Origin of the sequence: Streptomyces sp. NPDC087428 (genome assembly GCF_044744085.1) — a bacterium.
Lineage (GTDB): Bacteria > Actinomycetota > Actinomycetes > Streptomycetales > Streptomycetaceae > Streptomyces.
Genome location: NZ_JBIUXR010000031.1, coordinates 19,907 through 41,566 on the forward strand (window position 1 = coordinate 19,907; position 21,660 = coordinate 41,566).

At 71.4% G+C, this 21,660-nt stretch carries 17 protein-coding genes; 14 read left to right on the forward strand and 3 right to left on the reverse strand.

Annotated features, from left to right (window positions below; translation table 11 throughout):
* Positions 1–68: 68 nt before the first annotated feature.
* The 9 genes from gatC (at position 69) to ACIO3R_RS39095 (ending at position 11,972) form a co-directional block, all read left to right on the forward strand.
* Positions 69–365 (forward strand): Asp-tRNA(Asn)/Glu-tRNA(Gln) amidotransferase subunit GatC, encoded by a 297-nt coding sequence (gatC, locus tag ACIO3R_RS39055; RefSeq protein WP_024492941.1) that lies wholly within the window; start codon positions 69–71, stop codon positions 363–365.
* A 6-nt stretch (positions 366–371) separates the two neighbouring features.
* Positions 372–1,874 carry an Asp-tRNA(Asn)/Glu-tRNA(Gln) amidotransferase subunit GatA gene (gatA, locus tag ACIO3R_RS39060; protein WP_385026406.1) on the forward strand — a complete coding sequence of 501 codons (1,503 nt, stop codon included), beginning with the start codon at positions 372–374 and terminating at the stop codon, positions 1,872–1,874.
* A 5-nt stretch (positions 1,875–1,879) separates the two neighbouring features.
* Entirely contained in the window at positions 1,880–2,113 is a 234-nt protein-coding gene (locus tag ACIO3R_RS39065; RefSeq protein ID WP_073738655.1) for a hypothetical protein, read from the forward strand.
* 17 nt (positions 2,114–2,130) lie between these two features.
* The gene (gatB, locus tag ACIO3R_RS39070) at positions 2,131–3,642 is read left to right on the forward strand and encodes an Asp-tRNA(Asn)/Glu-tRNA(Gln) amidotransferase subunit GatB (protein WP_402111874.1); all 1,512 of its coding nucleotides are present in this window, start codon (positions 2,131–2,133) and stop codon (positions 3,640–3,642) included.
* Between the two features lie 82 nt (positions 3,643–3,724).
* Positions 3,725–4,984, forward strand: coding sequence for an SLC13 family permease (locus ACIO3R_RS39075; protein ID WP_402111883.1), 1,260 nt, complete (start codon positions 3,725–3,727; stop codon positions 4,982–4,984).
* A gap of 195 nt (positions 4,985–5,179) precedes the next feature.
* A complete protein-coding gene (locus tag ACIO3R_RS39080; protein ID WP_402111875.1) occupies positions 5,180–7,405 on the forward strand; it encodes an MMPL family transporter in 2,226 nt (741 codons plus the stop codon).
* Positions 7,406–7,670: 265 nt separating this feature from the next.
* Positions 7,671–8,336: a hypothetical protein gene (locus ACIO3R_RS39085; protein WP_402111877.1), complete on the forward strand. Its 666-nt coding sequence runs from the start codon at positions 7,671–7,673 to the stop codon at positions 8,334–8,336.
* Positions 8,337–8,572: 236 nt separating this feature from the next.
* Complete coding sequence (locus ACIO3R_RS39090; protein ID WP_385026394.1) at positions 8,573–8,752, forward strand: hypothetical protein; 180 nt, start codon at positions 8,573–8,575, stop codon at positions 8,750–8,752.
* 58 nt (positions 8,753–8,810) lie between these two features.
* On the forward strand, positions 8,811–11,972 hold the full coding sequence (locus ACIO3R_RS39095; RefSeq protein WP_402111884.1) for an AAA family ATPase: 3,162 nt from the start codon (positions 8,811–8,813) through the stop codon (positions 11,970–11,972).
* A 12-nt stretch (positions 11,973–11,984) separates the two neighbouring features.
* Here the strand turns inward: ACIO3R_RS39095 and ACIO3R_RS39100 are convergent, their stop codons facing one another.
* From ACIO3R_RS39100 to ACIO3R_RS39110, 3 genes are all read right to left on the reverse strand, one after another.
* Positions 11,985–12,212: a DUF6191 domain-containing protein gene (locus tag ACIO3R_RS39100; protein ID WP_385353339.1), complete on the reverse strand. Its 228-nt coding sequence runs from the start codon at positions 12,210–12,212 to the stop codon at positions 11,985–11,987.
* Between the two features lie 31 nt (positions 12,213–12,243).
* Positions 12,244–13,422 carry a PQQ-dependent sugar dehydrogenase gene (locus ACIO3R_RS39105; RefSeq protein ID WP_402111879.1) on the reverse strand — a complete coding sequence of 393 codons (1,179 nt, stop codon included), beginning with the start codon at positions 13,420–13,422 and terminating at the stop codon, positions 12,244–12,246.
* Positions 13,423–13,657: 235 nt separating this feature from the next.
* A complete protein-coding gene (locus ACIO3R_RS39110; RefSeq protein ID WP_385026388.1) occupies positions 13,658–14,662 on the reverse strand; it encodes an aldo/keto reductase in 1,005 nt (334 codons plus the stop codon).
* Positions 14,663–14,758: 96 nt separating this feature from the next.
* On the opposite strand from ACIO3R_RS39110, the gene ACIO3R_RS39115 reads away from it, so the two are divergent.
* From ACIO3R_RS39115 to ACIO3R_RS39135, 5 genes are all read left to right on the forward strand, one after another.
* Positions 14,759–15,721 carry a 2-hydroxyacid dehydrogenase gene (locus ACIO3R_RS39115; protein WP_402111881.1) on the forward strand — a complete coding sequence of 321 codons (963 nt, stop codon included), beginning with the start codon at positions 14,759–14,761 and terminating at the stop codon, positions 15,719–15,721.
* Positions 15,722–16,005: 284 nt separating this feature from the next.
* Entirely contained in the window at positions 16,006–18,843 is a 2,838-nt protein-coding gene (locus ACIO3R_RS39120) for a putative bifunctional diguanylate cyclase/phosphodiesterase (protein WP_385026382.1), read from the forward strand.
* Between the two features lie 217 nt (positions 18,844–19,060).
* Positions 19,061–20,917 carry an acetolactate synthase large subunit gene (locus ACIO3R_RS39125; protein WP_385026379.1) on the forward strand — a complete coding sequence of 619 codons (1,857 nt, stop codon included), beginning with the start codon at positions 19,061–19,063 and terminating at the stop codon, positions 20,915–20,917.
* Positions 20,918–20,939: 22 nt separating this feature from the next.
* On the forward strand, positions 20,940–21,467 hold the full coding sequence (ilvN, locus tag ACIO3R_RS39130) for an acetolactate synthase small subunit (RefSeq protein ID WP_073738667.1): 528 nt from the start codon (positions 20,940–20,942) through the stop codon (positions 21,465–21,467).
* A 95-nt stretch (positions 21,468–21,562) separates the two neighbouring features.
* Positions 21,563–21,660, forward strand: a 98-nt coding sequence (locus tag ACIO3R_RS39135; RefSeq protein ID WP_362967588.1) for a hypothetical protein, incomplete at its 3' end; no start/stop codon positions are given.

Sequence of the window (21,660 nt, forward strand, 5' to 3'; positions counted from 1 at the left end):
GGACGGACGGCGGAAATGTGCCGCCGGCCCCCGGCCAAAACCACACACCAACCCCTGAGGATCGCTGCATGCCTGGCATCACGCGCGAGGAGGTCGCCCACCTCGCCCGGCTGGCACGTCTGGAGCTGAAGGGCGAAGAGCTCGATCACTTCGCCGGTCAGCTCGACGACATCATCGGCGCGGTCGCCCGCGTCTCCGAGGTCGCCGACCAAGACGTACCGCCGACCTCCCATCCGCTGCCGCTGACCAACGTCATGCGGACGGACGAGGTCCGTCCCTCGCTCACCCCCGCGCAGGCGCTCTCCGGCGCCCCGGCCCAGGAGCAGCAGCGTTTCAAGGTGCCGCAGATCCTGGGGGAGGACTAAAAAGCCATGACGGACATCAGCACCATCATCAAGCTCACCGCCGCCGAGACCGCCGCGAAGATCGCTTCCGGTGAGCTCACGGCCGTCGAGGTCACCGAGGCCCACCTGGCCCGGATCGAGGCCGTCGACGAGAAGGTCCACGCCTTCCTGCACGTCGACCGCGAGGGCGCGCTCACCCAGGCCCGCGCCGTCGACGCGAAGAGGGCCGCGGGCGAGAAGCTCGGCCCGCTGGCCGGCGTCCCGCTCGCGCTCAAGGACATCTTCACCACGCAGGACATGCCGACCACCGTCGGCTCGAAGATCCTCGAAGGCTGGGTCCCCCCCTACGACGCGACCGTCACCAAGCGGCTGAAGGCCGCCGACGTCGTCATCCTCGGCAAGACCAACATGGACGAGTTCGCCATGGGGTCCTCCACCGAGAACAGCGCCTACGGCCCGACCGGCAACCCGTGGGACCTCACCCGTGTCCCGGGCGGCTCCGGCGGCGGCTCCTCGGCCGCGCTCGCCTCGTTCGAGGCCCCGCTCGCCATCGGCACGGACACCGGCGGTTCGATCCGCCAGCCCGCCGCCGTCACCGGCACCGTCGGCGTCAAGCCCACCTACGGCGGCGTCTCCCGCTACGGCATGGTGGCCTTCTCCTCCTCCCTCGACCAGGGCGGCCCCTGCGCCCGTACGGTCCTGGACGCGGCGCTGCTGCACGAGGTCATCGCCGGGCATGACCCGCTCGACTCCACCTCCATCGACGCCCCGGTCCCGCCGGTCGTCGAGGCCGCGCGCAACGGCTCGGTGGAGGGCATGCGCGTCGGAGTCGTCAAGCAGTTCTCCGGCGAGGGCTACCAGGCCGGTGTCGTCCAGCGCTTCAACGAGTCGGTCGAGCTGCTGAAGTCGCTCGGCGCCACCGTCGTCGAGCTGGACTGCCCGTCCTTCGACCTGGGCCTTTCGGCGTACTACCTCATTGCGCCGTCCGAGTGCTCGTCGAACCTCGCCCGCTTCGACGCCATGCGCTACGGCCTGCGGGTCGGCGACGACGGCACGAAGTCCGCCGAGGAGGTCACCGCGCTCACCCGCGAGGCCGGCTTCGGCGACGAGGTCAAGCGCCGCGTCATCCTCGGCACGTACGCGCTGAGCTCCGGCTACTACGACGCCTACTACGGCTCGGCGCAGAAGGTCCGCACCCTGATCACGCGGGACTTCGAGAAGGCGTTCGAGCAGGTGGACGTCATCGTCTCCCCGACGACGCCGACCACCGCCTTCCCGATCGGCGAGCGCGCCGACGACCCGATGGCGATGTACCTCGCGGACCTGTGCACCATTCCGACCAACCTGGCCGGCAACGCCGCCATGTCGCTTCCCTGCGGCCTGGCGCCGGAGGACGGCCTGCCGGTCGGGCTGCAGATCATCGCCCCCGCCATGAAGGACGACCGGCTGTACAAGGTCGGAGCCGCCGTTGAGGCCGCCTTCGTGGAAAAGTGGGGACACCCACTGCTTGAGGAGGCTCCGTCGCTGTGAGTGCCATGGCAAAGAAGGCCACGAACTTCAAGAAGTCCAAGACCGGGCTGTACGTCTCGCTCGGCAGCACCGCGTTCGGCGCGATCAGTGTTGCCAAGCAGATCAGGCTCGCGCGCAACGACAACGACACACTGCGCCTCATCGACGCGACCGTGTCCGCCGCCGCCATCGTCACCGGCCTCGCGATCCTCTATCGCGAACTGAAGCGTCTCGGCGACGACGACGTCCTGCTGGGCTGAGAGGGAAAGTTTTCACCGTGACTGCTGTCATTGACCTGGAGTCGTACGAGGACGCCCTCGCGACGTACGACCCCGTCATGGGCCTCGAAGTCCATGTCGAACTGGGCACCAAGACCAAGATGTTCTGCGGCTGCTCCACCGAGCTCAAGCAGGACGCCAACTCCCAGACCTGCCCGGTCTGCCTCGGACTGCCCGGCGCGCTGCCGGTCGTCAACGAGATCGGCGTCGAGTCCGCCATCAAGATCGGTCTCGCGCTGAACTGCGAGATCGCCGAATGGTGCCGCTTCGCCCGGAAGAACTACTTCTATCCGGACATGCCGAAGAACTTCCAGACCTCCCAGTACGACGAGCCGATCGCCTTCGACGGCTATCTGGACGTCCAGCTGGAGGACGGGGAGATCTTCCGGGTGCAGATCGAGCGCGCCCACATGGAGGAGGACACCGGCAAGTCGACCCACGTCGGCGGCGCCACCGGCCGTATCCACGGCGCGTCCCACTCCCTGCTCGACTACAACCGCGCGGGCATCCCGCTCATCGAGATCGTCACCAAGCCGATCGAGGGAGCGGGCGCACGGGCACCCGAGGTCGCCAAGGCGTACGTCGCCGAGCTCCGCGAGCTCATCAAGGCGCTCGGCGTCTCGGAGGCCCGGATGGAGATGGGCCAGATGCGCTGCGACGTGAACCTGTCGCTGCGCCCGCACGGCCGCGAGGCGTTCGGCACCCGTTCCGAGACGAAGAACGTGAACTCGCTGCGTTCCGTCGAGCGGGCCGCCCGCTTCGAGATCCAGCGCCACGCCGCGGTGCTGAACTCCGGCGGCACGATCGTGCAGGAGACCCGGCACTTCCACGAGGAGGACGGCTCCACCACGGCCGGCCGCATCAAGGACAACGCCGAGGACTACCGCTACTTCCCGGAGCCCGACCTCGTCCCGGTCGCCCCGGCCCGCGCCTGGGTCGAGGAGCTGCGGGGCGGTCTCCCCGAGCTGCCGCGGCTGCGTCGCGCCCGGCTCAAGGAGGAGTGGGGCATCAATGAGCACGACATGCAGTCCATCCTCAACGCGGGTGCGGTCGAACTGATCGTCGCGACCATCGACGCGGGCGCGCCCGCCGACCAGGCCCGCAAGTGGTGGATGGGCGAGCTGGCCCGCAACGCCAACGAGACCGGCCGCGGCCTCGACGAGCTTCCCGTCACCCCGGTGCAGGTCGCCAGGGTGGCCGAGCTCGTCGCCTCGGGCGACCTCAACGACAAGCTGGCCCGCCAGGTGCTGGAGGGCGTCCTCGCGGGCGAGGGCGACCCGGACACCGTCGTCGAGAAGCGCGGCCTGAAGGTCGTCTCGGACGAGGGCGCGCTGTCCACGGCCGTCGACGAGGCCATCGCGGGCAACGCCGCCATCGCGGACAAGATCCGCGGCGGCAAGGTCGCCGCCGCCGGCGCGCTCGTCGGCGCCGTCATGAAGGCCACCCGCGGCCAGGCGGACGCGGCCCGGGTGCGTGAGCTGATCCTGAAGAAGCTCGGCGTCGAGGGCTGAGTCCGTCCCGTAGGTCCTCGAAGGGGCGGTGCATCCGGTACCCACCGGGCGCACCGCCCCTTTCACCGCTCCGGAGAGCCCACTGAACGCCGTCACCGCCGAGATCGTCTCCGTCGCCCTCCTGCTGGGGGTGCTGGCGTTCGCCGTCGTGCGCCCCCGGGGGCTGCCGGAGGCGACCGTCGCCGTGCCCGCCGCGGTGCTGGTCATCGCGGTGGGCGCGGTCTCCTGGCCGGAGGCCAGGTCCCAGGTGAGCAGCCTGCTGCCGGTCGTCGGGTTCCTCGCCGCGATCCTGGTACTGGCGCAGCTCTGCGCCGACGAAGGGCTCTTCAGAGCGGCCGGTGACCTGGTCGCCCGCGCCTGCGGCGGTCGGACCGGCCCGCTGCTCGGGGGCGTCTTCGCCGTCGCGTCGGTGATCACGGCGGTGCTCAGCCTGGACGCCACCGTGGTCCTGCTGACCCCCGTCGTCCTCGCGACCGCGGCCCGCGTCGGCGCCCGCCCCCGCCCGTACGTGTACGCCTGCGCGCACCTCGCCAACTCCGCCTCCCTCCTGCTGCCCGTCTCCAATCTGACCAACCTCCTGGCGTTCACGGCCAGCGGCCTCTCCTTCACCCGCTTCGCCGCCCTGATGACGCTGCCGTGGCTGGCGGCGATCGCCGTCGAGTACGTGGTCTTCCGCCGGTTCTTCGCGGCCGACCTGGCGGCGGGGGCGTACCCGCCGAAGCCGGCGGACGACCGGCCCGCCGTCCCCGTCTTCACCCTGGTCGTACTGGTGCTGACCCTGTGCGGATTCGTCGTGACCTCGTTCGCGGGCGCGGAGCCGCTGTGGGCGGCGCTGGCGGGCGCCACCGTGCTGGCCGTACGGGCGCTGGTGAAACGGGAGACCACCGCGAAGGGGCTGGTGCACTCCGCGAACGTGCCGTTCTGCCTGTTCGTGCTGGCCCTGGGCGTCGTCGTCAAGGCGGTCGTCGACCACGGCCTGGGTACCGGTATCGCCCGGCTCCTGCCGGACGGATCGTCGTTGCCCGCGCTGCTGGCGGTGGCCGCGGTGGCGGCGGTGCTCGCCAACCTGATCAACAACCTGCCGGCGATCCTCGCCCTGCTCCCGGTCGTCGCGGCGGCGGGCCCGGGGCCGCTGCTGGCCGCGCTGATCGGGGTGAACCTCGGGCCGAACCTCACGTACGTCGGCTCGCTCGCCACCCTGCTGTGGCGCCGCATCCTCCACACGCACGGCGAGACGCCGGACCTCGGCCACTTCACCCGGCTCGGGCTGCTGACCGTACCGGCGACGCTGGTGGTGTCGACGGTCGCGCTCTGGGGGGCGCTGCGGGTGATCGGGGTCTGACGTCCGCTCGCGCGCCCGCCGGACGGCCGAGACGATGTCGCCCATATGCGGATCCGACGTCTGTGAGTATGGCCACGAATAGGGCAAATGATCACAGTTGGCTGTCAGAGTGACGGTTCTCAAGGTCTTACGTTCTCCCATGGGCGGCTCTGCCGAGCCGCCGGAGAGACCACGAACCCGCAGGGAGCCCGTCCCTTGGCCGCTATCGCCCGCTGGTGCGTCGCACACCGTCTCGTCGCCGTCCTCATCTGGCTGCTCGCCCTCGGCGGCACGGCCGCCGGTGCGGTGCTCGCGGGCAGTTCGTACACGAACGACTACGAGGCTCCCGGCACCGAATCCAGCCATGCCGCCGCCCTGTTGAAGAGCGGCTTCACGAACCTCGGCGGGGACACCGACACCATCGTCTGGCACACCGACGACTCCACCGTGCGGGCGACCGACGTCGAGCAGAAGATGACGGCGACCCTGCACGCGGTCGAACGGCTGCCGGGTGTCGGCGACGTCAGCGGGCCCTACACCCAGGCGGGCACCGGACAGATCAGCGCGGACGGGCGCACGGCCTACGCCACGGTCACCTTCGACCAGCAGGCCGACGACGTACCGGTGGCGCAGGCAGAGGCGGTCGTCAGCACCGCGAAGGCCGCCTCGGGCGAACACCTCAGGGTCGAACTGGGCGGCTCGGCCGTCGCCCTCACCGAGGCGCCCGCCGTGCACCTCAGCGAGGCCATCGGGGTCGCCGTCGCGGCCGTCGTACTCTTCCTCGCCTTCGGCTCGCTCGCCGCCAGCATGCTGCCCATCGCCACCGCTCTCGTCTCGGTCGGCACGGCGTACGCGGGGATCGTGCTGCTCGGGCACGTGATGACCGTCGCCGACTTCGCGCCCATGCTCGGGATGCTCGTCGGGCTCGGGGTCGGCATCGACTACGCCCTCTTCATCGTCACCCGGCACCGCAGAGCGCTCCGGCGCGGCATGACCGTCCCGGAGGCGGCCGAACACGCGGTCGCCACGACCGGACGGGCTGTCGTCTTCGCCGGGGCCACCGTCTGCATCGCACTGCTGGGCATGCTGATCCTGCGGCTGAGCTTCCTCAACGGGGTCGCCGTCGCCGCCTCGCTCACCGTCGTGCTGACCGTGGCGGCCGCCGTGACGCTGCTGCCGGCCCTGCTGTCCTTCATCGGCATGAGGGCGCTGAGCAGGCGCGAGCGCAGACAGCTCGCCGAGCACGGCCCGCAGCCGGACCTGCCCACCGGGTTCGCCGCGCGCTGGTCCGCCTTCGTCGAGCGGCACCCCAAACTGCTCGGCGGGATCGCCGTGGTGGTGATGCTGGTCCTCGCGATCCCCACCTTCTCGCTCCACCTGGGCAGCTCCGACCAGGGGAACAACGCGAGGTCCTCGACCACCCGGCAGGCGTACGACCTGCTGGCCGACGGCTTCGGCCCCGGCGTCAACGGACCGCTGACCATCGCCGCCCAGCTCGACGGCGCGGACGACCGGCTGGCGATGGACGCGCTGCCCGCCACGCTGCGCGCCACCGACGGAGTCGCGTGGGCCTACCCGGTCACGTACAACTCCAGCGGCGACACCGCTTTCGTCACCGTCGTCCCGGACTCGGCGCCGCAGTCCCAGCAGACCAGCGCGCTCGTCGACCGGCTGCGTACGGACGTCCTGCCGAAGGCCGCCGACAACACCTCGCTCCGGACCCATGTGGGCGGCGTGACGGCCAGCTACGACGACTTCGCGCAGATCATCATCGGGAAACTCCCGCTCTTCATCGGTGTCGTCATAGGGCTCGGCTGCCTGCTCCTGCTGATGGCCTTCCGGTCCGTCGGCATCCCGCTGAAGGCGGCGCTGATGAACGTGGCGGCGGTCGCCTCCTCGTTCGGCGTGGTCGTCGCGATCTTCCAGTGGGGATGGGGGAGCGAGCTGCTGGGGCTGGGCAGCGCGGGCCCCGTCGAACCCTTCCTGCCGGTCATCATGGTGTCCGTGCTCTTCGGCCTCTCCATGGACTACCAGGTGTTCCTGGTCGGCCGGATGTACGAGGAGTGGCTGGAGACCGGCGACAACCGGCGGGCGGTCCGGGTCGGCCTCGCGGAGACCAGCCGGGTGATCAACTCGGCCGCGGTGATCATGATCTCGGTCTTCCTCGCGTTCGTGCTCAGCGGTGACCGGGTCATCGCGATGTTCGGGATCGCGCTCGCCGCCGCCGTCGCACTGGACGCCTTCGTCCTGCGCACACTGCTGGTTCCCGCCCTGATGCATCTGCTGGGCGGGGCGAACTGGTGGCTGCCGGGCTGGCTGGACCGCAGACTGCCGCGTCTCAGCATCGAGCCTCCCGACTGCCGGGCACCCCGCGCGAAGATCCCGGGGGCGGGCGCGAGCCAGGACGACGAGCCCGTACCGGCCGCGGAGCGCGTCCGCTGACCCGCGCGGAACCGCGGTGGGCGAGATGCGGGCACGGGCACGACGTCCGCGGTATCGCCGGGGGCGACGGGGCCGAGCGGCTCGGGGCGACGCGGGACGGCGTGCCGCGCCGGAACCACCCGTACCGAGGCGTGAGACACGACTCCGAGACCTGGTCCGTGCCGGCCCCGGAACGGCGGGCCGGGCAGGGCTGAGCCGGGGTACGGGAGCGGGGCGCCGCCGGACGTTAAGAAGGTTCTCATCCGGGGCACCTAGCGTGCGGGAAATGAACCCCACCACTCCCACAGCTCCCGTCGCCGAGGGCGACGGAGAGAAGACGACGGCGAAGAAGGCCGTCACCGACACCGCCGAGGACAAGGACACGGCGGGGCAGCCCGATGAGGCACGCACGGAGCCCGCGGAGCCCACGGTCCGCGACGCGGACGGGTCCGCGGACACGGACGCCGACGCGGATCAGGCCGCGGCGGAGCAGGACTTCGACCTCGGCCTGGACGACGACGAGTCCGGCAAGGAGTCCGCCGGTCTCGGCACCGCCGCCGCGGCCGTCGTCTCCGTCGGCCTCGGCATCGTCGCGCTCACCGGGGCCTGGAGCGGCCGGGTCGTCGCCGAGCGCGAGACCCTCCTCGGGCAGATCAAGACGTCGTCCGGTGGCTCCGCGGCGCAGCAGATCTCCGAGATCTACGGCAACGCCTGGCACTCCACCGCCCTGGTCAACGGCCTCTTCGCGCTCGTCGCCCTGCTGGTCGGCATCTACGTCCTGGTCCGCCCCGCCTTCGGCGCCCCGTCCGCGCACCCGCAGGCCGGCTGGGTCCGCGCGGTGGCCATGGGCGGCATCGTGCTCGGGGTGATCGGTGTGCTGATCTCCGTCGGCATGTACTTCGACCTCATCGTCGCCCTGCCCACGGCGCCCGCCGCGACCGCGGGAAGCTGACCCGGGGGCAGGTGCTTTCCCCTCCCGTACGGCGCCTCCCGGCGCGGTCTAAGGCATCCACGGCGCCGATCACGGGCCTCGTGCGGTGGCGTGGGCAGCCGCCTAAGGCGCCGGCCCGTCAGAGATGCGGAACTCGCCCGATGCGGCGGCACCCCCTGGGGGACGACAGTGGAGGCACGGCAGACGAACTGCCGCCACCGAGGCCCGAAGGGCCCTCGTCACCAGGGGGGAATCGCATGTTCACGCTGGAGTTCCAGAAGATCAGGCAGGCCGAACTGATCCGCCGCGCAGACAACGAGCGGCTCATCAGGGAAGCGCGTCGCGCCGACCGGGCCGCCCGCGGCTCGGCACGCAAGGAGCGCGAGAGGACGGTGAGCGCGGACAGGGAACGGGAACGGTTCGCGCACGCCGCGTAAGGGCCGAAAGACGATGCCTGTCCAGCTTCCCGGCTCCGGGCTGTCCGACCCGTATGCGATGCTCGGCTCCGTGGAGACCAGGTCAGTCAGTCCGGTGTTCGTCGGCCGCGCAGGTGAACTCACCTCGCTCACCGACGCGCTCGCCCGCGCCACCGCGGAAGGAGCCGGTCCGGCCGGCTGCGCCTGCGGAGAGCCGCAGGCGCTGCTCGTCGGTGGCGAGGCGGGCGTCGGAAAGACCCGGCTGGTCGAGGAGTTCCTCGCGGTGGCGGCCCGCCGCGGGGCCGTCGTCGCCGTGGGCGGCTGCGTGGAGATCGGCGCGGACGGCCTGCCGTACGCCCCTTTCTCCGCCGCCCTGCGCGCACTGCGCCGCACCCTCCCCGACGAGATGGCCGCGGCCTGCGCCGGGCAGGAGGGCGAGCTGGCCCGGCTGCTTCCCGAACTCGGCGAGCCGGGCCGGGACTCGGCCGACGAGCACGGCACCGCCCGCCTCTTCGAGCTCACCGGCAGGCTGCTGGAGCGCATCTCGGCGGAGCGCCCGGTCGTCCTCGTCCTGGAGGACCTGCACTGGTCCGACGCCTCCACCCGGCACCTCCTCGCCTACCTGTTCCGTACGCTGCGCACCGGCCGCCTCGTCGTGGTCGGCACCTACCGGTCCGACGACATCCACCGCCGCCACCCGCTGCGCCCGCTCCTGGCCGAACTGGACCGCCTGCGGACCGTCCGCCGCGTCGAGCTCGCCCGCTTCAACCGGGCCGAGGTCCGCCGCCAGCTCGCCGGCATCCTCGCGGACACCCCGGAAGCGGCCCTGGTGGACGAGATATTCGAGCGCTCCGACGGCAACGCCTTCTTCGTCGAGGAGCTCGCCTGCAGCCTGGAGTGCGGCGACGGCGACGGAGTCCCCGACTCACTGCGCGACCTCCTCCTGGTCAGGGTCGAAACCCTCACCGACGACGCCCAGCGGGTCGCCCGGGTCGTGTCCGAAGGCGGCTCCGCGGTCGAGTACGAACTGCTGGCCGCCGTCGCCGGCCTCGCCGAGGACGACCTCATCGAGGCGCTGCGCGGAGCGGTCGGCGCCAATCTGCTGCTCACCACCCCGGAGGGCAACGGCTACCGCTTCCGGCACTCCCTGGTCCGCGAGGCCGTCAGCGACGACCTGCTCCCGGGCGAACGCTCCCGCCTCAACCGCCGTTACGCCGAGGCCCTGGAGGCCGACCCCACCCTCGTCCGGGACGGGGAGCGCGCCACCCGCCTGGCCAGCTACTGGTACGGCGCGCACGATGCCGCCAAGGCCCTGCCCGCCGTACTGAAGGCCTCGGTCGAAGCACGCCACCGCAACGCCTTCTCCGAACAGCTGCGGCTGCTGGAACGGGCGATGGAGCTGTGGGACGACGCTCCCGAAGCGATACGCGGCACGCTGCGCCCCATCGACTACGCCGAGGTCTACCCGGCCTGCGGCCGCGACAGCGCCACCCCCCTCAGCTACCTCGACCTGATGGCCGAGGCCACCGTCGCCGCCCGCTTCGGCAACGACCGCGAACGGGCCCTCGCCATCTGCAAGAAGGCCCTGCGCATCCTGGAGAGCGAGGACGACGCGCTGCGCGCCGCCTGGTTCTGGGTCCAGCGCTCCCATCTGATCCAGGCCCTCACCCGGGGCGACGGCTGGGACGAGCTGGCCACCGCCGAGGAGCTGGTCCGGGGACTGCCCCCCTCGGCCGTCCACGCGGAGGTGCTGATGAGCGTGGCCGGCTGGGGCGCCCTGCACCGCCCCGGTGCCCAGACCCTCGCCGCCGCGGACCGGGCCGTGGAGTACGCCCGGCTGGTCGGCGACGAGTACATCGAACTGCACGCACGCCTCACCCGGGGCTGGCTGACCGCCGACGCCGGAGACGCCGACGACGGCATCGCCGAGATGTACGCCGTCCGCGACCGGGCCGACGAGCTGTGCCTCATCGGCGTCATGGGCCGCGCCAGCATCAATCTCCCCTCCACCCTCGAAGCCATGGGCCGTTCCCTGGAAGCCGTGGCCGCCGCCGACCACGGGATCGAGATCTGCCACAGCCACGGCATCGCCGACACGGAGGCCTGGGTCCGCACCAACCAGGCGATGTCCCTGTTCTCGCTCGGCCACTGGGACCAGGCCCTGGCCACCACAGAGGCCGCTGCCCGCACGGCGCTCTCCCGCAAGCCCCAGGGCCTGGTCGCCGCCCGCCGCACCGAAGTGGCGCTCGCGCGAGGAGACTTCGCCGAGGCCGAACGGCAACTCGCGCTGAACAAGCGGAGCTTCGGCTCCCGCGACCCGCAGCCCCAGCACTTCATCAACGCCGTGCGCCACACCGTCACCCTCGCCGTCCAGCAGGGCCGCTTCTCCGAGGCCCGGACGGCGTTCGAGGCCCAGGCGAAGATCGGCTTCCCGACCGGCACCCAGCGCTACGCCCTGCCTCTGCTGCACGTCGTCGCGGCGGCCGAGGCCGACGCCCGCGGCCTGCCCGCCACCGAGCCGGGCCGGCCGGCGAACCTCGCCCTGATCCGCGCACACCTCAAACGACTGCCGATGGTCGTCCCCGTATGGGCTGCCTACGGTCTGCTCGTCGATGCCGAGCTGGCTCGTGCCGAAGGCCTCGACACCCCGGATCACTGGTCCCGCGCGGCACGGGCCTTCACCCCGCTGCACCGCCCGTACGAACTGGCCCAGATCCGCCACCGCTGGGCCGAGGCCCTGCTCGTGGCCTCCGGCGACCGGCCCACGGCCACCGCCCTGCTGCGCGAGGCGCACGGCACCGCCCTGCGGCTCGGCGCCCGCCCGCTGGCCGAGACCATCGAGCTGCTGGCCGGCCGCGCCCGCATCACCCTCACCGCCCCCGACGCGCCCCACGGCGCCGGCGCGGGCTCGGGCGACGAGATCCTGGTGGCCGTCACGGTCCCGGACGGCGACAGCGCCGCCGACGGACAGACCGGGCGGGACCACTCCGAGGAGCAGCTCCGGGCCGCGGCCGCCGCCGCTGTGGAGTCCTTCGGGCTGACCCGGCGCGAACAGGACGTGCACCGGCTCGTCGCCGACGGCCACACCAACCGCCGGATCGCCGAGGAGCTCTACATCTCGCCGAAGACCGCGAGCGTCCACGTCTCCAACATCCTGGCCAAGCTCGGGGTGGCGAGCCGGGGCGAGGCCGCCGCACTCGCCCACCGGCTGCGCCTCTACCGCACGCCGACGGGTGCCTGAGGGCTGTCCCGGTCAGTCCCGGGGTCCTTCGTTCCGATCCGGGCCCCCGGTGTCCGCACCGCCGGGGTCTCCGTCCTCGGCGTCCGGCCGGCGGACCACGACCTTGCCCGAGGTGAGGTCTATCGGGCCGCGCGCCGGGTCGCCGATGCCGAGATCCACCCGGCTCAGCTCCAGCCGCCGCTGTTCCTCGGCAGCGTGCTTGCGGCCCGGTGCGAAGAGTTCCTCGAAGAAGTTGAACACGGGCCGCGCACCCTTCCGCCTGCTGTAGCCGCTACCGCACCTCCAGCACCAGGATCTTGTCGTCTCCCGGCTTCGGGGTGCCACGGGTGTCCGTCTCGCTCGTCACGAGATAGAGCTTGTTGCCGCCGGCCGCGAGCACGGTGCGCAGGCGGCCGTACTTCCCCTTCAGGAACGACTGCGGGGCCGCCAGAGGTTCCTTGTCCGCCGTACCGGACAGCGGAATCCGCCAGAGCCGCTCACCGCGCAGACCGGCCATCCAGATGGAGCCCTTGGCGAAGGCGATGCCGCTCGGTGACGCCTCGGACGTCTTCCACTGTGCCACGGGATCCCGGAACCCCGCTTTGCCCGCCTTGCCCTCGACGTCCGGCCAGCCGTAGTTCCCGCCCGGCACGATCAGGTTCAGCTCGTCCCAGGTGTCCTGGCCGAATTCGGACGCCCACAGCTGCTTGTGGTTGTCCCAGGCCAGCCCCTGCACATTGCGGTGACCGTACGAATACACCACGGAGTCGGCCCGCGGATTGCCGTGCAGCGGCTCGCCGTCCGGTGTCATCCGCAGGATCTTGCCGGCCAGGGACTTCTTGTCCTGCGCGAAGCCGTGATCGCCCGTCTCGCCCGTCCCTGCGTACAGCATGTGGTCGGGGCCGAAGGCGATGCGCCCGCCGTTGTGGACGGAGCCCTTCGGGATGCCGCGCAGAATCGTGTCGGGAGCGCCCAGCAGCTGACCGGGGCTGGTGCCCTTCTCGTTGTAGAGCATGCGGGCGATGCGGTTGTCCGAGGCGGTGGTGAAGTACGCGTACACCAGATGGTCGGTGCCGAAGGTGGGGGAGACGGCGATGCCCAGCAGCCCGCCCTCCCCGGCGGGAGCCACTCCGGGCACGGTGCCCAGCAGCGTCTTCTTCCCGCTCTTCGCGTCGACCCTGGTGATCGTCCCCTTGTCGCGCGAGGAGACCAGCAGGTCGCCGTCCGGCAGTGCTGTCAGGCCCCATGGCGAGTCCAGCCCCTCCGTGAGGGTCGACACCACCTTCACCGAGCCCTTCGCGGGCGGCAGATCGGCCGCGGGACGCGAGGCGGACGGGGAGGCCGCCGGGCTCGACGTGGCCGGCGAGGACCCGGCCGGCGATCTCGCTCCCTGGCCCGCGGTGCTCTCCATCCCCTCCTGCGAGGAGCACCCCGCGGCGAGCACCAGGGCACCGGCCGCCAGCACGGCCACCGCACCGCGCCGCACTCCCGCCTGCCGCCGCCCAACGCGACCACTCCCGTGACGCGCCACCTGACGCATCACCGGGTCCTGCCCAGATCCGAACACCGCACCGATCCCTTCGACGGCAGCCTGTCCACTGTTCTTACACCGCCGCCCGGCGCGAGGTTCCCGATGACGGCCGAGTTTCTCGGTCAGGGGCCGGCGCCACGGGGCAGCGGCGAGCGCCCGGCGTCCTTCTTCCGCCTCACCGACCTCGCTCAGCCCACGACTCCCGGGCCGGCGGCAGCCGGTCGATCTCCGCCAGGTCCTGGGCCGTCAGTGCCAGACCGGCCGCCCCCGCGTTCTCCACCGCCCAGCGCTCCCGCTTGGTCCCGGGCACCGGAACCACCTGCGGCCCCTGCCGCAGCACCCAGGCCAGCGCCACCTGCGCGGGCGTCGCCCCGTGCCGTTCGGCAACCCGCCGCAGCCCCACCACCACCGGCTGGTTCGCCGCCATCATCTCGGCGGTGAACCGCGGATGCCTGGCCCGCAGATCCTCCGGCTCGAAGCCCTGCCCCGGGGTGAGCGTCCCCGTCAGATAGCCGTTGCCCAGCGGCATCGCCGCCAGGAAGCCCACACCCCGCGCCGCACACCACGGAAGCAGCGATTCCAGCGCCTGCGGCGACCACACAGAGAGCTCCGCCTGCACGGCGCTCACGGGGAACACCTGCTGCACCCGTTCCAGCTGCCGGATCGTTCCGTCATGCAGTCGCGCACCCGGCCGGCGCGAGGCCCGCGCCCCGATCGCGCACAGCCCGAGGGCCCGCACCTTCCCCGCGGCCACCAGTTCCGCCATCGCGCCCCAGGTCTCCTCGACGGGCACCTCGGGATCGGCCCGGTGCAGCTGGTACAGATCGATCACATCGGTCTGAAGCCGTCGCAGCGAGGCGTCGCACGCCCGCCGCACATAGCCGGGCCGGCCATTGGCCACGATGTGCTGATCGCCCACCAGCAGCCCGCACTTGGTGGAGAGGAAGGCCTCCGCACGGCGCCCCTTCAGCGCCCGCCCCAGCAGCAGCTCATTGGTGAACGGGCCGTACATGTCCGCCGTGTCGAGCAACTGGACGCCCGCGTCGAGCGCCGCGTGCACCGCGCGCAAGGCATGGTCGCCACGCTGCTGGGAGGCGCCGTACGCCCAGCTCATCGGCATGCAGCCGAGACCGACCGCGCCCACGGCGAGCGCCGCCGCACCGAGACTCCTGCGCTCCAACTCCCCGAACCCTCCCTCGGCCCCGCCGCACGGGATCACTCCGGACCCCCAAAGCTAACCTCTGCTCCCCGCACGCCTTCGCATAGCCTCCTGACCATGACTTCCACCACGCGTTCCACCGCGGCCCCCGAAGTGTGGCTGCCGATTCCGGCCGACGGGATCGAAGGACTCCCCGAGGGTCTCAACTACCGATTCTGGGACGGCGGGCAGGACTACCCGGCCGACCCCGCGCACTGCGCCTTCTACGTCGTTCCGTACATGAAGGGCCCGGAGGTCGCGGTCCGTCCGCTCGCCGGGATGAGCGCGGTGCGGGTCGTGCAGACCCTCTCCGCGGGCATCGACCATGTCGAGCCGGGGCTCGGTCTGCTGCCCGCCGGTGTACGGCTGTGCAACGCCAAGGGAGTCCACGAGGCGTCCACCGCAGAGCTGACCCTCGCCCTGATCCTCGCCTCCCTGCGCGGCTTCCCCGGGTTCGTGCGCGGCCAGGACAACGAGGAGTGGCGCTCCGGTTTCTACCCGGCGCTCGCCGACAAGTCCGTGCTGATCGTCGGGTACGGATCGATCGGCTCCGCGATAGAGGACCGGCTCGCGCCCTTCGAGTGCGCGCGGGTGGCGCGCGTCGCACGCTCCGCGCGGACAACCGCACGCGGACCCGTACATACGCTCGACGACCTGCCCGCACTGTTGCCCGAAGCCGACATCGTGATTCTGTCCACCCCGCTGAACCCCTCCACACAAGGGCTGGTGGGCGCGGACTTCCTCGCGGCGATGCCGGACGGGGGACTGCTGGTGAACGTCGCCCGCGGCGGTGTCGTCGACACCGAGGCCCTGCTGTCCGAACTCGAGTCCGGACGGCTGCACGCCGCACTCGACGTCACCGACCCGGAACCGCTCCCTTCCGGCCATCCCCTCTGGCATGCTCCGAACGTCCTGATCACCCCGCACGTGGGAGGCAGCACCTCGGCGTTCCTGCCGCGCGCCAAGCGTCTGATCGCCGGACAGCTCAGCCGTTTCGCCGCGGGGGAACCGGTCCACAACGTCGTGCGCACCACCGGCTGAACACGCTGCGAGCACGCTCCGCGGCGCCAGGTGCCGACAAGTCCCCAGTTCGTCACGGAGAGTAGAGGAACTATGTCCCTGCGTGACGAGTCTGGTGTATCGTCCCGAAAGGGAGGCTGCGCCGTGGAAGGGACGGTGCCGGGGAGGAAGCCACACGCGAGGGGGCGACGGGCGATGTACGGCCGATGGGCGAACGATCCGAAACGGCGGGGTGGCCGAAGGCGGTCGGCGACGCGTCCGGTGCGCCGGCGCCGCGGCCGTCCGGAGACCTCCGGAGCACCCCGGTGAGCGCGCCCACGGGCACCCGCGGGGCGCTCCCGACCCGGCGCCCGGCCGTCGGGAGGGCGCCCGCGCTGCTTCCCCAGCTCCTCCTCGGCCTCGCCTGCGCCGGGTACGCGGTGGGTGCGGGCGTCGGCTGGGGATCGGCGCAACTGGCGCTCTTCATGGGTGACTTCGGCCTCAGTACAGCCGCCCTGGCCGCCGCCGTGTCCTGCTTCCTCTTCGCCCGCGCGGCGGACAACCGGTTCCGGCCGGCCTGGCTGCTGTTCTCGCTCTCCTCGCTCATGGCGGCCGGGGGCAACGCGGTCTGGGGCTGGTACGAGTTCGTGCGCGGACTCCCGGTGCCCAGCCCCTCCCTCGCCGACCTCTTCTACCTCTGCTTCGCGCCGCCCGCGATCGTCGGACTGCTCGTCCTCGCCAAGCGTCCCGTCACCCGGGCCGGCTGGGTCTGCCTGGCACTCGACTCCTGGCTGATCGGCGGATCGCTCCTCACGCTCTCCTGGAGCCTCGCCCTCGCCCACACGGCACATCTGGCGGACGTCGAGGGCGCCAGCGTGGCGCGGGCGGCGCTCTCGCTGGCCTACCCGCTGCTCGACATCGTGCTGGTCTCCATGGTGCTCGCCCTGCACTTCCGTCGGTCCAGCGTCAACCGCGCCGCGGTCAACACCGCCATCGCCGCCCTCGCGCTGACCGTCCTGTGCGACGCTCTGTTCACCTCGCCGCTGCTGCGCCAGACGTACCATTCCGGCCAGTTGCTCGACGCGGGCTGGTTCGCCGGTTCACTGCTCCTCGCGTACGCCCCCTGGGGGGCGGGCCGGGAGGGGGGCGGCGCCGTCGAGCAGCCGCCCGTGCCACGTACCACCAGCCGCCCCATCGCCGGTTCGCTGGCCGCGCTGACGCCGTACCTCGCCGCCGCCGTCTGCACCCTGGGCATCCTCTACAACGTGATCGAGGGCCGCCGGGTGGACCGTGTCGTGGTCTTCACCGGATGCACGGTGGTGCTCGCACTGGTCGTCCGGCAGGGCATCATGCTCGTCGACAACATCGCGCTCACCCAGGAACTGGCCCAGAAGGAGAACCACTTCCGCTCCCTGGTGCAGGGCTCCAGCGATGTCATCATGATCGCCGCCCCGACCGGCATACTCCGCTACGTCAGCCCCGCCGCCTCCGGTGTCTACGGGCGCGACGCGGACGACCTCATCGGTGCGGAGCTCGCCTCGATCATCCACCCCGACGACCTGGGCGGGGTGGTGCACGAGGTGCGCCGCTTCCTCGCCGCACCCCCGGCAGAGGAACCCACCACCCGTATCGAGTGCCGCTTCAGGTCCGGCAGCGGTGAATGGCTGAATGTCGAGTCCACCGTCAACCGCCACCAGGGCGGGCTGATCCTCAACAGCCGCGACGTCACCGAGCGGGTCCGGCTCCAGGCCCAGTTGCAGCACAACGCGGAGCACGACCCGCTCACCGACCTGCCCAACCGCGCCCTCTTCACCGACCGGGTCCGCCAGACCCTCGGCGGCCGCCGGTCCGGTGACGCGGGCACCGCCGTGCTCTTCATCGACCTCGACGGCTTCAAGGCGGCCAACGACCGGCTCGGCCACCAGGCGGGCGACGAGCTCCTCATCCAGGCCGCCCGCCGCCTCCAGGACTCCGTACGGGCCGGGGACACCGCCGCCCGGCTCGGCGGTGACGAGTTCGCCGCCCTCATCGTCGGTGACGGCAGCCGCGAGCAGACCGCCCGCGAGTACCAGGTCCACGAGATCGCCGACCGGCTGCGCCTCACCCTCTCCCAGCCCTACCGGATCGGCGCCGGCGAGGTCCGGGTCACCGCCTCCATCGGGGTCGCCTTCGCCGAGCCGTCCATCACCCCCACCGACCTCATGCGCAACGCGGACCTCGCCATGTACCGCGCCAAGGCGGGCGGCAAGGACCGCGTCGAGCTGTACGCCCCGCAGATGCAGGCCGAGGTGGTACGCCGCTCCGAGCTGGCGGCCCGGCTGCGCACCGCCCTGCGCGAGGGGGAATTCGCGCTGCTCCACCAGCCCGTGGTCCATCTGACCAGCGGCAGGGTCGCCGCCGTCGCGGCACAGGCCCGCTGGCGCTCCGCCCAGGGCATCCTGTTCACCCCCGCCGAGTTCCTCCGCGTCGCCGAGGACAGCGACCGCACCGCGGAGCTGGGCCGCTGGCTCCTCGAAGAGGCCGTCGAGCAGGCCGCGGAGCGGGCCAGAGCCGGACACCAGGTCTCCGTCGCCGTCCGGCTCTCCGCCCGCCGGCTGCTCGACAAGGGGGTGCCGTTCGGCTCCGTCGAGGCGCTGCTCACCCGCTACGGGCTGCCGTCCGGGGCGCTGATGATCGAGGTCTCCGACAGCGACCCGAGGGTGTCCTTCGACGAACTCGAACAGCGGCTGGTGGCCCTGCGCCGGCTCGGTGTGCGCATCGCGCTCGACGGCTTCGGCAGCGGCTACGCCGCGATCAACGCCCTGCGCCGGCTCCCCATCGACGTACTGAAACTGGACCGCGGTCTGGTCGAGGGCGTCGTCGAGTCCGCCCGGCTGCACAAGATCACCAGCGGGCTGCTGCGGATCGCGTGCGACCTCGGGATGCAGTCCGTGGCCGACGGCGTCGACGTGCCGGAGCAGGTCCTCGCCCTGCGCGCCATGGGCTGTACGCACGGCCAGGGCATGGCCTTCTCCGGGCCGTTGGACGAGTACCGGCTGCGCCGCGTCCTGGTCCGCGGCGAGTTCCCGGTACCCGGCAGCCCGGCCGCTCAACCGGTCCTGGCGGGCGGCTCGATCCCGCTCCTCAGCGGCTCACATGCTGAGACGCCCATCCCACCCACTTGACACGCCGAGTGCGTCGGAGAGAGGGTCAATGCCATGCGCACCCGAATTCTCGTACTTGGAAAGCGCGTCGGCTGAAGCAGGGTCCCTCGATGACACTCTGCAGACCGCACCGGCGCGCTCCCCTCGCTTGCCTCACGGCACGAGGGGTTTTTTGTTGCACCGGTACTACGCAAAACGTCGTAAAACACTCGCAAAAACCCTCAGCTTCGAGAAGAGAATGCCGATGACCGAGCAGGCCACCGGGGCCCACCATCCCCAGCCGCGGGCCCGTACCGGCGGACCGTCCACCGCCGCCGTTGAGCACCTCACGGGCGCGCAGTCCCTCATCCGTTCTCTCGAGGAAGTCGGGGCCGACACCGTATTCGGACTCCCCGGCGGTTGCATCCTGCCGGCGTACGACCCGCTGATGGACTCCACCCGGGTCCGTCACATCCTGGTCCGCCACGAGCAGGGCGCGGGTCACGCGGCCACCGGCTACGCACAGGCCACCGGCAAGGTCGGTGTCTGCATGGTCACCTCCGGGCCGGGCGCCACCAACCTGGTCACCCCGATCGCCGACGCGGCCATGGACTCCGTGCCGATGGTCGCGATCACCGGCCAGGTGGCCTCGGCCGCCATCGGTACGGACGCCTTCCAGGAAGCCGACATCTGCGGCATCACGATGCCGATCACCAAGCACAACTTCCTGGTCACCCGCGCCGAGGACATCGCGCACACGATCGCGGAGGCCTTCCACATCGCCTCCACCGGCCGTCCCGGCCCCGTCCTCGTCGACATCGCCAAGGACGCCCTCCAGTCGAAGACCACCTTCAGCTGGCCGCCGGTGATGGACCTGCCCGGCTACCGTCCGGTCACCAAGCCGCACGCCAAGCAGATCCGCGAGGCCGCCAGGCTCATCACCCAGGCCAAGCGCCCGGTGCTGTACGTGGGCGGCGGCGTCATGAAGGCCGGAGCCACCGCCGAACTGAAGGTGCTGGCCGAGCTCACCGGAGCGCCCGTCACCACCACGCTGATGGCGCTCGGCTCCTTCCCCGACAGCCACCCGCTGCACGTGGGAATGCCCGGCATGCACGGTGCGGTCACCGCCGTCACCGCGCTGCAGAAGGCCGACCTGATCGTCGCGCTCGGCGCCCGGTTCGACGACCGCGTCACCGGCAAGCTGGACAGCTTCGCCCCGTACGCCAAGATCGTGCACGCCGACATCGACCCGGCGGAGATCGGCAAGAACCGCGACGCCGACGTGCCGATCGTCGGTGACGCCCGCGAGGTCATCGCCGACCTCGTCCAGGCAGTCCAGGCCGAGCACACCGAGGGCCACACCGGCGACTACACCGCCTGGTGGAAGGACCTCAACCGCTGGCGCGAGACCTACCCGGTCGGCTACGACCTGCCGGAGGACGGCAGCCTCTCGCCGCAGCAGGTCATCCAGCGGATCGGCGAACTCGCCCCCGAGGGCACGATCTTCGCGGCGGGCGTCGGCCAGCACCAGATGTGGGCCTCGCACTTCATCCAGTACGAGCAGCCCGCCACCTGGCTGAACTCCGGCGGCGCCGGGACGATGGGGTACGCGGTGCCGGCGGCGATGGGCGCCAAGGCCGGGATGCCGGACCGCTCGGTCTGGGCGATCGACGGTGACGGCTGCTTCCAGATGACCAATCAGGAACTCACCACCTGCGCGCTCAACAACATCCCGATCAAGGTCGCGATCATCAACAACGGCGCGCTCGGGATGGTCCGCCAGTGGCAGACCCTCTTCTACAACCAGCGGTACTCCAACACCGTGCTGCACTCCGGCGCCGACACCGAAGGCAACGCGGCGAAGGGCACCCGGGTGCCCGACTTCGTCAAGCTGTCCGAGGCCATGGGCTGCTACGCGATCCGCTGCGAGGACCCGGCCGACCTCGACAAGGTCATCGCCGAGGCCAACGCCATCAACGACCGCCCGGTCGTCGTCGACTTCATCGTCCACGAGGACGCCATGGTGTGGCCGATGGTCGCCGCCGGCACCTCCAACGACGAGGTCATGGCAGCCCGCGGTGTCCGCCCCGACTTCGGCGACAACGAAGACGACTGAGAGACAGAGAGAGACCGACTCCATGTCCACCAAGCACACGCTCTCCGTCCTGGTCGAGAACAAGCCCGGTGTCCTCGCCCGGATCACCGCCCTGTTCTCCCGCCGCGGCTTCAACATCGACTCGCTCGCGGTCGGTACCACCGAACATCCCGACATCTCCCGCATCACGATTGTGGTGAATGTCGAGGGCCTGCCCCTGGAGCAGGTGACCAAGCAGCTCAACAAGCTGGTCAACGTCCTGAAGATCGTCGAACTCGAGCCCGCCGCTGCGATCCAGCGCGAGCTCGTCCTGGTGAAGGTCCGCGCCGACAGCGAGACCCGTTCCCAGATCGTCGAGATCGTCCAGCTGTTCCGCGCCAAGACCGTGGACGTCTCCCCGGAGGCCGTCACGATCGAGGCGACCGGCGGCGCCGACAAGCTGGAGGCGATGCTCAAGATGCTGGAGCAGTACGGCATCAAGGAGCTCGTCCAGTCCGGCACCATCGCCATAGGACGTGGCGCGCGCTCGATCACCGACCGTTCCCTGCGCGCCCTCGACCGCACGGCGTAGCCGCCTCGCCGCTCGTATGGCGAGACCCGAAAACGTAACTGACGCACCCCGCCGTACGGTGGGACGCAACACCTGCACACCAAGGAGAAGACCCAGTGGCCGAGCTGTTCTACGACGACGATGCCGACCTGTCCATCATCCAGGGCCGCAAGGTCGCGGTCCTTGGTTACGGCAGCCAGGGCCACGCCCACGC